This is a genomic window from Blastocatellia bacterium, from assembly GCA_035275065.1.
Taxonomy (GTDB): Bacteria; Acidobacteriota; Blastocatellia; order UBA7656; family UBA7656; genus DATENM01.
This window is the reverse complement of record DATENM010000081.1, coordinates 45,658-58,966: the sequence shown is the minus strand read 5'-3', so window position 1 is coordinate 58,966 and position 13,309 is coordinate 45,658. Positions and strand designations below refer to the sequence as shown.

At 60.3% G+C, this 13,309-nt stretch carries 14 protein-coding genes; 5 read left to right on the top strand and 9 right to left on the bottom strand.

The window, feature by feature from the left end:
* Position 1 precedes the first annotated feature (1 nt).
* From VJ464_18500 to VJ464_18465, 8 genes are all read right to left on the bottom strand, one after another.
* Positions 2 to 412, bottom strand: a complete 411-nt coding sequence (locus VJ464_18500; protein HKQ07125.1) for a PIN domain-containing protein — start codon at positions 410 to 412, stop codon at positions 2 to 4.
* The gene (locus VJ464_18495) at positions 399 to 641 is read right to left on the bottom strand and encodes an antitoxin family protein (GenBank protein ID HKQ07124.1); all 243 of its coding nucleotides are present in this window, start codon (positions 639 to 641) and stop codon (positions 399 to 401) included. The genes VJ464_18500 and VJ464_18495 overlap by 14 nt, the downstream gene beginning before the upstream one ends.
* An 18-nt stretch (positions 642 to 659) precedes the next feature.
* Positions 660 to 2,150: an MBL fold metallo-hydrolase gene (locus VJ464_18490; protein HKQ07123.1), complete on the bottom strand. Its 1,491-nt coding sequence runs from the start codon at positions 2,148 to 2,150 to the stop codon at positions 660 to 662.
* Positions 2,151 to 2,189: 39 nt separating this feature from the next.
* A complete protein-coding gene (locus tag VJ464_18485) occupies positions 2,190 to 2,864 on the bottom strand; it encodes an outer membrane lipoprotein carrier protein LolA (GenBank protein HKQ07122.1) in 675 nt (224 codons plus the stop codon).
* Between the two features lie 54 nt (positions 2,865 to 2,918).
* Positions 2,919 to 3,230, bottom strand: coding sequence for a hypothetical protein (locus VJ464_18480; protein HKQ07121.1), 312 nt, complete (start codon positions 3,228 to 3,230; stop codon positions 2,919 to 2,921).
* Positions 3,227 to 3,937: an ABC transporter ATP-binding protein gene (locus tag VJ464_18475; protein HKQ07120.1), complete on the bottom strand. Its 711-nt coding sequence runs from the start codon at positions 3,935 to 3,937 to the stop codon at positions 3,227 to 3,229. The genes VJ464_18480 and VJ464_18475 overlap by 4 nt, the downstream gene beginning before the upstream one ends.
* A 62-nt stretch (positions 3,938 to 3,999) precedes the next feature.
* Positions 4,000 to 5,175 (bottom strand): ABC transporter permease, encoded by a 1,176-nt coding sequence (locus VJ464_18470; GenBank protein HKQ07119.1) that lies wholly within the window; start codon positions 5,173 to 5,175, stop codon positions 4,000 to 4,002.
* Positions 5,176 to 5,181: 6 nt separating this feature from the next.
* Positions 5,182 to 6,228: a hypothetical protein gene (locus VJ464_18465; protein ID HKQ07118.1), complete on the bottom strand. Its 1,047-nt coding sequence runs from the start codon at positions 6,226 to 6,228 to the stop codon at positions 5,182 to 5,184.
* A gap of 366 nt (positions 6,229 to 6,594) precedes the next feature.
* Between VJ464_18465 and VJ464_18460 the strand changes: the two genes are divergently transcribed.
* On the top strand, positions 6,595 to 7,857 hold the full coding sequence (locus VJ464_18460; protein ID HKQ07117.1) for a replication-associated recombination protein A: 1,263 nt from the start codon (positions 6,595 to 6,597) through the stop codon (positions 7,855 to 7,857).
* 13 nt (positions 7,858 to 7,870) lie between these two features.
* Positions 7,871 to 8,272, top strand: a complete 402-nt coding sequence (locus VJ464_18455; GenBank protein HKQ07116.1) for a secondary thiamine-phosphate synthase enzyme YjbQ — start codon at positions 7,871 to 7,873, stop codon at positions 8,270 to 8,272.
* A gap of 27 nt (positions 8,273 to 8,299) precedes the next feature.
* Here the strand turns inward: VJ464_18455 and VJ464_18450 are convergent, their stop codons facing one another.
* A complete protein-coding gene (locus tag VJ464_18450; protein ID HKQ07115.1) occupies positions 8,300 to 8,800 on the bottom strand; it encodes a DinB family protein in 501 nt (166 codons plus the stop codon).
* Positions 8,801 to 9,090: 290 nt separating this feature from the next.
* On the opposite strand from VJ464_18450, the gene nuoD reads away from it, so the two are divergent.
* The 3 genes from nuoD to nuoF all read left to right on the top strand — a co-directional run bounded on the left by nuoD (position 9,091) and on the right by nuoF (position 13,308).
* A complete protein-coding gene (gene nuoD / locus VJ464_18445) occupies positions 9,091 to 11,406 on the top strand; it encodes an NADH dehydrogenase (quinone) subunit D (protein HKQ07114.1) in 2,316 nt (771 codons plus the stop codon).
* Positions 11,407 to 11,499: 93 nt separating this feature from the next.
* The gene (locus VJ464_18440; protein HKQ07113.1) at positions 11,500 to 11,988 is read left to right on the top strand and encodes an NAD(P)H-dependent oxidoreductase subunit E; all 489 of its coding nucleotides are present in this window, start codon (positions 11,500 to 11,502) and stop codon (positions 11,986 to 11,988) included.
* A gap of 72 nt (positions 11,989 to 12,060) precedes the next feature.
* Positions 12,061 to 13,308, top strand: coding sequence for an NADH-quinone oxidoreductase subunit NuoF (gene nuoF / locus VJ464_18435; protein ID HKQ07112.1), 1,248 nt, complete (start codon positions 12,061 to 12,063; stop codon positions 13,306 to 13,308).
* Position 13,309 lies beyond the last annotated feature (1 nt).

The following is a 13,309-nucleotide window of genomic DNA, read 5'->3' as shown; positions in this document are numbered from 1 at the left end:
GTTATGGTGTCTTGAAAGGATTGATGAGCGTCAAACTTTCAATCTGCGAGTACGCACCGAAGTCTTTAGAATAAAGATAGGCCACGCCGCCTTCCAGGCACGCGGCGACAATCATCGCATCCCAAATAGAAAGATTATATCTGTTTTGCAGCGTTTCGGCTCTTTGCAGCACCGCCCACCGGGGCAACTTCGTCGCCCAGAGTGCTTGAAGCATATTTAGTTCTTGCCATGCCTTGTCTCGGCTGAACCCATAAGGCGCGAGCTTTCTGCTTGCCGCAATGAACTCACAGGCGACCTGCCAGAGTAATACGCCATCAGAGAGTGAGTGTACCAGGGAATTGGCAATGGCCTGTTTCACTGGGTCACGCGGATCATGAACATAAATCAATACGTTCGTATCAACGGCGTTCATGTAGCTCATCTCTTGTGAAACGCGGCGCGTTTTCTGGAATTGGATTCTCGCTCATTCTCTTTAGCAATTCTGCCATCACTTTTTCCCGCTCTTTCGGATCGGTAATCTGCGGCGGAATTGTGTAGGGATCACTGACCACCACTTCTACCTGGACGCCTTCGGGCAGGTCACAAGGCTCTTGCGGAATGAAAGCGCCGTTGTGATAGACGGCTTTGATCGTGTGACTCATATGTTGCTGCCTCCTGCCTCATTCTACCGCGCAGTAGCCGCCCGAGTCGTGCGTGACGCGGCCTTCCTCTTCGAGCTTTTCAAGGTGCGCCATCGTCGAGCGCTCGGCCAGGCCCCACATCGCCGGCGTCACGTCTGTGTACGCCACCGGCACAATCTCTTCAGGCGACGTAGCGCCGGCGCGCACCGCTTCGAGTATCTTGTTTTCGCGCTCGGTGCGGTGCGTGACGTATTCTTCGAGCTTGTGACGCGCATTGCCGATAGCCGGCCCATGCGCCGGGAAAAGCGATGACAGTTTCGGCAACGCCAGCAAGCGGTGAAGGGAATCGAAATACTGCCGCATGTTGCCTTCGGGCGGATCGATGACCACCGTGCCAAAGCCGACAACCAGATCGCCGGTGATGATCGCGCCGCTGTTCTCTTCATAAAAGCAGAGATGGCCGCGGGTGTGCCCAGGCGTGTGCAGGGCGCGCAGCCGCCAGCCGGGCTCCCCCGGCAGCTCGATCATCTCGTCGTCTTCAATGAACCGGTCAACCGCAAGCGAGCGCGCCATGCGGTCTGCGGTCAATCTCTGAGCGGCGACCGGCGCGCCGAGCCGCCGCCGCAAATGCTCGACCCCGCCCGTATGATCCGGGTGGTGATGTGTCAGGATGATCTCGCGCACTCGCCGACCTTCGCCAATCAGCGCATCAATGAACTGATCGAGCTCGCGCTGCTCTTCTTCATACGGTGAAGCCGGATCGATGATCACGATTTCGTCGCCGCCGATGATGTAGCAGTTGGTGTGCGTTGCCGGCGGCAGCGTCGGCGTCTTGACGGGGAAGAGAAAGATGCCGGGGCGAAACTCGATGCGGCGCACCAGCCCGCGCTGCGCTTCAGGGATTGCCGTCAGTCGCGCCGGCCACGCCTCGATTTGCTTTGGGCTCGCCGCCAGCGTGCGGATGACGTGCAAGGTCGGCGGCGCCATAATGATCTCGCCGCGCTGCCAGCGGTCGAGAGCTTCGGCGGGGCGAACCCATTCAGCGGTCTCAAGCTCGCCCGCGTCAACCAGGGCTTCTTGATTGTCGGGAAGCCACGCCAGAAAAAACCATGTGTCAAAGCGGCGCGGCGCAAACGGCGGGGTTACCCAGCGGCCCGCTGCTGTCATCGCGTCGCCGCTCAACGCGAGATCATGCTCGCGAAGGATTTGCAGAAATGTCTTTTCGCCAGCCGCCAGTTGACGCCGGGCGTCGGCAATCTGTGCGACGGTCAATCGCTTTGCGCCCTCTGCCAGCAGCACGCCGATCTCTTCAAAGACTTCGCGCGCCGCACACGCGCGCATCCACGCCTCGTCGCCCGTGCAGCCGGCGACCGGCGTTTCCAAATCTTCTTTGTCGAGCTGGCCGCCGGGAAAGGCATGAAAGCCGCCCATGAAGGCGAGGCGGGCGCTCCGCTTGACCCACAGCAGTTGCGGGTCAAGCGGGTCTTTAAGAAGGATGATTGAGCCTGCGTCTTTCGGTATCGCTGCCATAGTCGTGACTATAGCATGAAGCCTGGGCTAGACGCGGCCCTAGCGGTTCACGGTCTTTGTGCCGGATGGGTAGTCGGCACTGAACAGGCGATCCGAGATCGCCCCATTGGTTTTCAAGTTGGTCAACGTGAAGGTCGTCACGTTGTTGTTCGCTTCGGCGACCTGATATTTTGTCGGCAGCCAGTTCCCCTGATCCACCCACAGCGTCAGCTTTTGCAAAGACGATTTGCCTTTCGGCGTCAACTCCAGCTTGGCCAGGCCGCCTTCGTCGCCGACGTGAACGATGTTGTACTGGCGCTTCAGGTCGGGCACCGAAGTATAGGGGGTGGCAATGAAATTGTACTCGCCGTTCTTTGCCGCCTGCGCTCTCCGCGAAGAGATGTAAGCCGTGCCGGTCGCTTCTTGATAGAGGATGATCTTATCGCCGACGACCCATATCTTCTGGCCTCGGGGCAAGGAATATTTGAGGAAGACTTTGTCGTTGTTCTTGCCGACGTGCTTGAAAAAGATTTCGCCGCTATATTTTTCGGTGCCGCCGACTTCGCGGTCGCGCTTCACCTGCTCCATCTTCGCATAGATCGTCTTGATCTCCGCGGCGGCCTTCTGCATGTTGTTGAGGATTTGATCCAACTGGCCGTCGGGCGCAGCCTTGGCGTTCGGCAGTGTGGCGGCGACAATAAACGCCGCGACTATGGCGGTCTTGATTCGCTTCATCCTTATGACTCCTTCAGTTTTCTAACGCGATGAGCAGCGCCCGTCGGTCCTGTTCTACTTTTCTTGAACGATGTAGGTGACTTTGCCGGACTCTCGGTCGGTCACTATTTCGATGCGCGGGTGTTGAATATCGTGGCCGGTGGCCTTTAAATAATCGCGGATCGCCGGCTCGACGCGGCTCGGTTCGACGGCGCCGAGTTCTTCGGCGGGGATCACCACGGGCGCGGCGGCGGCGGGATGAATCAGGCTGTTTGGCGCGAGGAAGACGAAGGCAAGAATCAGCACGCACATCAGGTCGTACTGCCAGCTGCCGCGCTCGTAAGACCAGAAGAGCGTCTTCTTTAAAGTGGTGAACAGTATCTTCATCGCTCACCTCCTTCGGTCCGGACACTGGCCGAAACTACCTGGCCGTCGCGCATCTCGATAATCCGATCCGTCAGCCGGGCAGCCTCAGGGTTATGGGTGATCATCACAATCGTCTGGCCGAATTCTTTATTGAGGTTGCGCAGCATATCCAAAACGACCTGCGAATTCTCTGTGTCCAGGTTACCGGTCGGCTCGTCGGCCAGCAAGATAGCCGGGCGCGTGATGATGGCGCGCGCAATCGCGACGCGCTGCTGCTCGCCGCCCGACAGCTCAAGCGGCTTGTGGTGCATCTTGTCTTCGAGCCGCAGCAAGCGCAAGACTTCGCGCCGCCGCGCCGCGTCGCCCTGGCCATTGCGTTCCTTGTCGTGGATGCGCTCGGCGAGCTTGAGATTACCTTCGGCTGAAAGCGTCGGGAAGAGGTTGAAGCGCTGGAAGACGAAGCCGATCTTGCGACGGCGAACGTCTGTGCGCGCCGCGTCGCTCATTTCGGTAAGGTCTTCGCCGCCGATAATGACACGCCCCGAAGTCGGCTGTAGCATGCCGCCGACGATGTGCAGGAAGGTTGATTTGCCGCAGCCCGACGGCCCCATGATGGCGACGTATTCGCCTTCGCGTATCTGCATATTGACGCCGCGCAAGGCCGGCACGTCCACCTTGCCGACGTGGTAGATCATCTTCAGGTCAATGGTTTCTAAAACTGGTTTCATATCGAGTGATGAGTGATGAGTGATGAGTGATGAAATGGCCGATGGTCACTCATCACTCGTCACTACTCATAGCTGATCGCCTCGACCGGGTCAAGGTTGGCGGCGCGCACCGCCGGGTAGAGAGCGCCGATGACACCGCCGGCCAGGCCGATCAACGCGGCGATCAATAGCCACTGCGGCGGCAGATCAATCATCAAGCGCGTGTTTCGCTGAATTAAAAACTTGCCGGCGATGGCGACCAGAAAGCCGACGACGATGCCGAGCCCGCTGATCAACGCCGCCTCTTTTTCAATCGCCAGAATGATGAACGCCTTTGAAGCGCCGAGACTCTTAAGGATACCGATCTCGCGCGTCCGCTCGATGATCGTCGTGTACATGCCGAGCAGGATCACCAGCGTCGAAATCACCAGCGCTAGGCCGATGACGACGTTGAGGAAAATCTCGACGGCGCGAAAGCTCTGGCCATAGAGTGACGGAATCTCGCTGGTCAACAAAACGTGATTGCCGGGATAGGTCTGCTGAATGTCGGCTTTCACCTGTTCGGCAAGTTCCGGGCGCTCGCACTTGACCATCAGGAACGAGCAGTTCTCAGCGCCGCCAAACAACTGCTGCATGGTGCGTAGCGGAATCTTGATGCGCGCCAGCAGCGACGGCGCGTAGACGCCGACGACGGTGAATTCATGGCCGAGCGTCTTGATGCGACTGCCGACTCGCACCGGCTGGCCGTCGGCATCGAGATTATGCTCGGCGTAGTAGCCGTCAACGATGGCTTCGTTGACGCCGGTGTCGCGCCCGTCGCCCAGCCCGCGCCCCTCAACGATGTGCAGTTGAGTCGCTTTCGTGAAGCCGGCGTAATCGATGCCGTCAATCAATTCGAAGCCGATGGCGCCGACGCCCGACTGCACCCACTCGCCGACCGGAGTGGCGACGGCGACGCCGGCGATGGGCGGCTTCGGTTTCAGGTCGGGGTCTTCGGCGGTTGGCTGCACGCCTTTCATAATGGCGTCGGCGTACCGCGAGGGCAGGCGCAAAGGGTTGGCCGACAGCGACAGGTCGCCGCCGGGGAAGAATCGGACTTCGGCATCTACGTTCGACTGCCGGTCGGTCGAATCACGCATCATGCCGCGCGCCAGGCCGACAAAGAGTACAACGAGGATGACGCCGAGCGCGACGCCGGTGACGCTGATGGCGGTGCGCAACGGTCGCTGGCGGATGTTGGCGACGATCAGGCTATCCATAGCGATTCAGCGGTGGTTGGCGTTCTGTGATTTCGGCGGCTTACTCGCCGGCTCGCCGCCGTCGGCGTTCTTCGGCCTCAGGTCTTTGCGCGGGGCGTCCAGGTCGAGTTCTTCGAGGTGCTCGTCGTTTTCGAGCTGGAAGGTCGTCGGCGGCAGATCGATGTTGGTTTCAATCGAATCCTTGGCCAGTTCGAGCTCGAGCCGATAGCCGTCGTTGCGCCGGTCAATCGTGATCAGCCCCGGCCACTGGCGTTCGCTGTTGGGCAGCTTGAACCAGTCCGAATACTTCACGTCGCTGGCCAGACGCCCTTCGCCATTCTCGAAGACCTGCTGGCGAGTGAGCGGCGTGTCCGGCAGCGTCCGGTCGAACCAGAACTTGCGGCGCAGCTTCGCCTGCCCGTGGTCGCCACGCTCAATCACATAAACCACGTAATAGGTCTTCTCAACCATGCGCCCCGAACGGCCTGGCCGCGTGTCGGGCTCGCTCGCATGGACCTCTTCGCGGAAGACGTCGTGGCGCTCGTCCGTCGAAATGGGCTTAATCAGAAACGAGTCGGTGATGTGCTGCGGCCGCATGTTGATCAGGCCGCCGGCACGGCTGATCTGTGAGTCTTTGCTCTGCTGCACGTCCTGCGCGTTCATGCGATCAATGTCCTTGAGGTTGCTGCCGTGAATGAAGCGCCGCTTATCGTCGGGGTAATAGATAGCCAGCCGGAACTGTTTGCCGTCGCTCACCATATCGGCGATCTTCTTGCCGATAAAGGTCACGCGCATCCGCGTGTCGTCGGGCCGCCGGAAGCGCAACAATCCCGCCGCTGCCGGGAACTGCTCGGCCTCGGTCTTCTTGCCGGTGAAGTAATTGCGCACGACGACGTTTTGGACCTGTACGGCAAGCGTTGTGATTTCGCTATACGCGTTGACCCGCCCGACCAGCTCATCCAGCGACACCGGCGCGTTGACCGGCAGCAGCTCATTGATTTTGACTTTCTTGACGCACGCCGTACTGAATAAAGCGAAGATGATCAATACGGCGAGGTATCTCATGCTTCTCACAAAGATGACTCCCACACGGTCCAGCAACGCACAGAGGCCGCAAGCGCTATTGAGGTAAATATTTACGGTAACAAAGCAGAGGATTCATTGTCAACGAAGCCATCTTAACTGCCCGCGAGCAAAAGCGGCAAGCCGACCGCCCGTCACTTTAGCGGCGTTCTGACGCTGCAAGTCAACGGCAGATCACGCCCCCGCATTGTCGGTTGTGTGATTGCGCGTTTACACTTCTCAAGGGAGCAAATTATGCCGAGTCTCAAAAAAACCGGTGGCGGACGCGAGCCGAGTCTCTTTGAGGAATTGAACGAGGAGGAGAACCCTGTGGCTGAAGTTGAAGCCGATCTGCGGTCGCGCCCGCTGGCCGACCGCATGCGTCCGCGCACTCTCGAAGAGTTCGTTGGACAGGAAAAGATTATCGGGCCGGGCCGCGCCCTGCGCCGCATGGTCGAAGATGACCGCCTGCAATCATTGATTTTCTGGGGGCCGCCGGGCACCGGCAAGACGACGCTCGCGGCGCTGATCGCCGATCATACCGCGGCGCGCTTCGTGACATTCAGCGCCGTGACCTCTGGCATCCGCGAAGTCCGCGAGATGATGAAATCCTCCGACGAGTTCCGCCGCCAGACGGGCCGCCGCACCGTCGTCTTCATTGACGAAATCCATCGCTTTAATAAGGCACAGCAGGACGCTTTCTTGCCGTTTGTCGAAAGCGGCACCATCATCCTGATCGGCGCGACCACCGAGAACCCGTCCTTTGAAGTCAACTCGGCATTGCTGTCGCGGTCGCGCGTTTTCACGCTCGAATCGCTTTCGGCAGAGCATATCGTCGTCATCCTGACGCGCGCCATCGAAGACGCCGAGCGCGGCCTCGGCGAAGAGCGCGTTGACGCGACCGACGAGGTTTTGCGCGCCATCGCCGCTTACGCTTCAGGTGATGCGCGGGTCGCTTTGAACACCCTGGAGCTGGCCGTGTCGGTAGCCGAACCCGATGCCATCGGCGCGCGCGTGATAACCAAAGAGGTGCTGAGCGAGGCCATGCAGCGCGCCTCTCTGCGTTATGACAAGGGCGGCGAGGAGCATTTCAACTTCATCTCGGCTTTCATTAAATCGATCCGCAACTCGGACGCCGATGCGGCGGTCTACTGGCTGGCGCGCATGCTCGAAGCCGGCGAAGACCCGTTGTTTATCGCCCGCCGGCTGGTGATCCATGCGTCCGAGGACGTCGGGCTCGCAGACCCGCGGGCGCTGGTCACCGCGGTGGCGGCGATGCAAGCGACACACTTCGTCGGGATGCCCGAAGCGCGGCTGGCGTTGACGCAGGCGACGCTCCATCTGGCGCTCGCGCCGAAATCGAACTCGGTGCTGACGGCCTACATGGCGGCGGCGAAGGACGCGCTTGAGACTGAGCAACAGCCTGTGCCGATGCACCTGCGTAACGCGCCGACCTCTTTGATGAAGGAGATCGGCTACGGCAGCGGCTACCAGTACGCGCATGATAACGAAGCGGGCCGCGCCGACGAGATGGCCTGTTTGCCCGAAGCCTTGCAGGGCCGCACCTACTATCAGGCGAACCCGCGCGACAAGGTGCAGCGCGCGCCGGGCGAAAAGCCGGGGCCAAAGGCAGAAGAATGAAAAGGGAATCAACATGCCGACCACGACCGTCAGGATTGCGACGAAGCGCGACAAGCAGGTGATCGATATCACCGACCGCGTTCAGCAGTTTCTATCGCAGAGCGGCGCGCGCGATGGCCTGTGCAATGTCTTTGTCACGCACACCACCGCCTGCATCACCACGGGCGAAGCTATCGAAGGCACGGACGAAGACTTGATGGAGGTGCTGGAGAAGATCATTCCGGCCATACGCTTTCGCCACGCACACGACCCGTCGCATGCGCCCGATCATATGATCAGCTCGATTGTCGGGGCCGGCCTGACCGTGCCTGTGCGCGGCGGCGAGCTGGTGCTAGGCACATGGCAGCGGCTGCTGTTTGTCGAATGCAATGGCCCGCGCAATCGTGAAGTGGTGATTACGGTGTTGGGAGATTGAGCCGCGATAGATCAAAGGCGACGGCATTCATTCGCCGATGAACTCGCGGCTCCAGAAGACGAAATCGGTCGCCGCCGGCTCGGCGCCCGCTAGCCGCAGCAGCATGGCGATCTGGCCGCGATGATACCATGAGTGGCCGAATAGCTGCGTCAGGATGTCTTCGACGCGGTTGCGAAAGCGCGGCCCGTCAAGCGCGCGGTATTCAAAGATTCGCGCCAGCTCGGTTTCGTCCAGCCGCTCGAAGTAAGCCGTCCAGGCGGCGTGGGTTTCTTCGGCCATCGCCTGGACGGTAGCGAGCGCGACGTTTTGCGGAAAGAATTCGGCCGGGCCTTCCGCGAGCAGGCCGAAGCGGTAGAGCCAGAGCCGCCGCGCCAACATCATGTGCGCGAACAGGTCAATGGCTTTGCCGTACTCCGGTGTCGCGCGCCGATCCTCCGGGCAGGCCGCAAGTGACGCCAGGACTTTCGCGTGGGCGTCCATCTCGTAATCGAACCAGCGGCGGTAATGGTCAATGAGACTCTTTCCCATAAGCACCTCGATTGCTCGTCGTTTCGTCCATACTGACATTCGGATCGCTTCGTTGACAAGCCGGCGGGCAGACGGTAGATTCACTGTTTACGTGCCGGCGCAGAAACCCGCCTGTCATCATGGTCATTGCGTCACGCCGCGTGGGCTGCTTGCAGGTCTCCAAATAGCCGTTGTTTGACTCTCACTGATGCGGGCGATAAGATTTTGATTGACGCTCAAATCATTATTGCCAATGTCGCTGTAAACCGTCGCCCGCCGGCGCGACGGACGCTTAAGAAAGAGGATAGAGAATGGCTGTTGATTCCAAGTCTGGCGACAATTTCCTGACCACTACCGTAAGCAGTGTCGTCAACTGGGCGCGCGGCGGATCGCTCTGGCCCATGCCTTTTGGGACGGCCTGCTGCGCCATCGAATTCATGTCGGTCGTTTCGGCGCACTACGATATCGCGCGCTTCGGCGCCGAAGTCGTGCGTTTCTCGCCGCGCCAATCCGACATGCTTCTGGTTATGGGCACGATCACCGACAAGATGGTGCCGGTGCTCAAGAAAATTTACGATCAGATGCCCGACCCCAAGTGGGTCGTTTCCATGGGCGCCTGCGCCACTTCGGGCGGCTTCTATCGCGCCTATCACGTCGTCCAGGGGATTGACGAATTTCTTCCCGTAGACGTTTACATCCCGGGCTGCCCGCCGACCCCTGAAGCCGTGCTGCAAGCCGTGCTGATGATCCAGGAGGTCGTCAAGACCGAGCGGATTAACGACCCGTACGCGCGCGAAGAACTGCGCCTGCGGATGCGCAAGGAGATCACCGAGAGCGCGCCCAAGCCCTTGCTGATCGCCGAACAGCAGGCGCGCGAAGCGACCCGCCTGGTGCAGATCAGCCGCGAGCCGGTCGCCCCACGCAACCCGACCGTGGCGCTGCTCGAAGAACGCTTCAAGGAAGAGATTCTCGACGTCAACGATTTTCGCGGCGACCTTGCCGTCACCGTGCGGCCCGACCGCCTGCAAGACATTTGCCGGTCGCTCAAGGAAGATCCGACGACCAGGTTCGACTTGCTGTCGACGGTCACGGGGCTCGACAACCTCGGCTACCCCGACAAGACGCGCGACGAGCGCTTCAACGTCGTCTATCACATGTACTCGATAGACCACGGCCACCGCATCCGCCTGAAGGTGCCTGTGCCCGAAGACCGGCCCGAAGTCGACACCGTCAGCATGATCTGGAAGACGGCGAACTGGTGGGAGCGCGAAACCTATGACATGTTCGGGATCAACTTTCGCTACCACCCGGACCTGCGCCGCATCCTCTGTCACGAGGAGTTCGAGGGCTACGCCCTGCGCAAGGATCACGATCCGGGCGGGCGCACGCCGCTGTCGCGCGATTACAAGCTGCCTATCGAATACAAGACGCAATGGGAAGGCCACGAGATTGATCGCCTAGCGCCAGAGCCGACCATCATCAACGTCGGCCCGTCGCATCCGGCGACGCACGGCACCCTGCGCATCGTCGCGCGGATGGACGGTGAAATGATCATCGAGTCCGACGTCGAGATCGGTTACCTGCACCGCTGCTTTGAGAAGATGGCCGAAACGCACCAGTGGAATCAGGTCATCCCGTACACAGACCGGCTGAACTACTGCTCGTCGTTCCTCAACAACGTCGGCTACGCGTGCGCCGTCGAAAAATTGCTTGGCATCCAGGTGCCGAAGCGCGTCGAATACATTCGCGTCCTCCTCGGCGAGCTGTCGCGCATCATGGATCACATGGTCTGCATCAGCACGAACCTGGTTGACCTCGGCGCGCTGACCAATTTCTGGTATGCGCTGGAGCTGCGCGAAGAGATTTACGACTTGCTGGAAATGACGGCGGGCGTGCGCATGATGGTCAGCTATGTGCGCGTCGGCGGTCTGGCGTCGGATTTGCCGAAGGACTTCATCCCGCGCTGCCGCGAAGTGCTTAAGCGCATCCCCGGATACATCAACGATCTGGTCAAGTTGAATATGGGGAATATCATCTTTAAGGATCGCGCCGTCGGCATCACGCCCATCAGCGGCAAGGAGGCGATTGACTGGGGCTTCACCGGGCCGATGCTGCGCGCCGCGGGCGTGCCTTACGACATCCGCCAGAACCACCCGTATTCGAGCTACGAAGACTTCGACTTTGAAATCCCCATCGGCAACACCGGCGATATGTACGACCGCTTCCTGGTGCGCTTTGAAGAGATGCGCCAGAGCGCCCGCATCGTCGAGCAGGCGCTTGAAAACCTTCCTGAAGGCCCGGTTCAGGTTGACGACCGCCGCATCACGCTGCCGCCGAAGAAGGGCGTCTATACGAACATCGAAGACCTGATGAACCACTTCAAATTGCAGATGCACGGCATTCAGGTGCCGCCGGGCGAAGTCTACGGCTACTCGGAAGCCGGCAACGGCGAGCTTGGGTTTTACATCGTCAGCGACGGCTCGATGCGCCCGTGGCGCATTCATGCGCGCGGCCCCTGCTTCCCGCTATTTTCTGCCTATCCGAAGATGATCGAAGGTCATCTGATCGCCGACGCCGTCGCCACGCTCGGCAGTTATAACATCGTCGCCGGCGAGCTTGACCGGTAGAATGTAGCGCAAGCTGTTAGCTTGCGCTGCTGGAGACTTGTGAACGGTTGTGCGCAAGCTAACAGCTTGCGCTACATCAGGAGAGCTTGACTGATGGTTCAATTCAGCGAAGAGGCGATGCGTGAGTACAATGACATCATCCGCCGCTATCCGGCCAAGCGGGCGGCGGTGATCCCTGTGCTGACGCTAGCGCAGCGCGAGTTCGGCTGGATATCCGAAGAAGTCGCCGACTACATCGGCGGCCTGATGGATTACCCGCCGGCAGACATGAAAAGCGTATCGTCCTTTTATGTCCTGCTGCGCCAGAAACCTGTCGGCAAGTACCACCTGGAAATTTGCCGCAACGTCAGCTGCTGGCTGAAAGGCGCAACCGGGTGCATGGCCGAGGCGAAGCGGATTCTTGGCGTCGAAGCGCAAGAGGTCACGCCGGACGGTTTGTTTAGTTGGGACTTCACCGAATGCCTGGCGTCATGCGGCACGGCAGTGGCGATGCAGGTCGGAGATCGTTACATCGAAAACCTGACGCCGGAAAAGATGGGCGAAGTCATCGAGCAATTACGCAGGGAAGCCGCGAGCCAGTAATTCGCCGGCGCGGGAGAGGCTGGCGGAGCGGGCCGCGTCCGGTCGTTCGAGATTGACGAGAGAAAAAGCGCGATGGGTATACAGACACTGCTAGAGCACATTAACACGCCGGGCTACGAGACGCTCGAAGTTTACCGCAAGCACGGCGGCTACAAGGCGCTTGAGAAAGCCTTGCAGATGGAGCCGACCGCCCTGATTGATGAAGTGAAAGCGAGCGGCCTGCGCGGGCGCGGCGGCGCGGGCTTCCCGACCGGCATGAAGTGGAGCTTTGTGCCGCGCAACACCGGCAAGCCGACTTACCTGCTCTGCAACGCTGACGAGAGCGAGCCGGGCACCTTCAAGGATCGCCTGCTGCTTGAGCGTAACCCGCACGCCATGATCGAAGGCATGGCGATTGCCGCCTACGCGCTCGACTGTCATCTCTCTTACATCTACATGCGCGGCGAGTTCGGCTTTCTGGTCAAGCCGCTCAACCGTGCGCTCAGTGAAGCCTACGCCGCCGGCTTGCTCGGCCCGTCGGTGATGGGCAAGGATTACGCGCTCGACATGCACCTGCATCTCGGACAGGGCGCTTATATCTGCGGCGAAGAGACTTCGCTGATCGAGTCGCTTGAAGGCTATCGCGGCTATCCGCGCATCAAGCCGCCGTTCCCGGCGGTGAGCGGCTTTCTCGCTTCGCCAACCGTGGTCAACAACGTCGAGACGCTGGCGGCGCTGCCGTGGATCATCAATAACGGCGCTGCGGCGTACGCGGCTATGGGCACGGAGAAGAGCAAGGGCACGAAGCTCTTTTCTGCGTCAGGCCACATTAACAAGCCTGGCGTCTATGAAGTAGACCTCGGCTATCCGCTGCTCGATTTCATCTACAACGAATGCGGCGGCATCCCCAATGGCCGCAAGCTGAAAGCGGTGATTCCCGGCGGCTCAAGCGTGCCGGTGCTTACCGCCGCCGAGTGCGAGGGCGTGTTGCTCGATTACGAGTCGCTGGCGAAGGCCGGCACGATGCTTGGTTCCGGCGGGTTCATCGTCTTTGACGACACCGTGAGCATGCCCGAAGTGCTGACGGTGATCGCAGACTTTTACGCGCACGAATCGTGCGGCCAGTGTACGCCGTGCCGCGAAGGCACGGGCTGGGCGGCGAAGCTCTTGCACAACCTCGTCGCCGGCAAGGGCAGAAAGTCCGACCTCGATCTGTTGATGAAGATCATGGACAATATGGAAGGCAAAACGATCTGCCCGCTGGCGGACGCCGACGTGATGCCGATCCGCAGCTTCGTGACCAAGTACCGCGACGAGTTTGAAGCGTTATGCGGGCGATAAT

What these genes read in the sequence shown, in the direction of transcription:
- VJ464_18500 (HKQ07125.1), bottom strand. Translation starts at nt 412, where the DNA reads ATGAACGCCGTTGATACGAACGTATTGATTTATGTTCATGATCCGCGT.
- VJ464_18495 (HKQ07124.1), bottom strand. Translation starts at nt 641, where the DNA reads ATGAGTCACACGATCAAAGCCGTCTATCACAACGGCGCTTTCATTCCG.
- VJ464_18490 (HKQ07123.1), bottom strand. Translation starts at nt 2,150, where the DNA reads ATGGCAGCGATACCGAAAGACGCAGGCTCAATCATCCTTCTTAAAGAC.
- VJ464_18485 (HKQ07122.1), bottom strand. Translation starts at nt 2,864, where the DNA reads ATGAAGCGAATCAAGACCGCCATAGTCGCGGCGTTTATTGTCGCCGCC.
- VJ464_18480 (HKQ07121.1), bottom strand. Translation starts at nt 3,230, where the DNA reads ATGAAGATACTGTTCACCACTTTAAAGAAGACGCTCTTCTGGTCTTAC.
- VJ464_18475 (HKQ07120.1), bottom strand. Translation starts at nt 3,937, where the DNA reads ATGAAACCAGTTTTAGAAACCATTGACCTGAAGATGATCTACCACGTC.
- VJ464_18470 (HKQ07119.1), bottom strand. Translation starts at nt 5,175, where the DNA reads ATGGATAGCCTGATCGTCGCCAACATCCGCCAGCGACCGTTGCGCACC.
- VJ464_18460 (HKQ07117.1), top strand. Translation starts at nt 6,595, where the DNA reads ATGCGTCCGCGCACTCTCGAAGAGTTCGTTGGACAGGAAAAGATTATC.
- VJ464_18455 (HKQ07116.1), top strand. Translation starts at nt 7,871, where the DNA reads ATGCCGACCACGACCGTCAGGATTGCGACGAAGCGCGACAAGCAGGTG.
- VJ464_18450 (HKQ07115.1), bottom strand. Translation starts at nt 8,800, where the DNA reads ATGGGAAAGAGTCTCATTGACCATTACCGCCGCTGGTTCGATTACGAG.
- nuoD (HKQ07114.1), top strand. Translation starts at nt 9,091, where the DNA reads ATGGCTGTTGATTCCAAGTCTGGCGACAATTTCCTGACCACTACCGTA.
- VJ464_18440 (HKQ07113.1), top strand. Translation starts at nt 11,500, where the DNA reads ATGGTTCAATTCAGCGAAGAGGCGATGCGTGAGTACAATGACATCATC.
- nuoF (HKQ07112.1), top strand. Translation starts at nt 12,061, where the DNA reads ATGGGTATACAGACACTGCTAGAGCACATTAACACGCCGGGCTACGAG.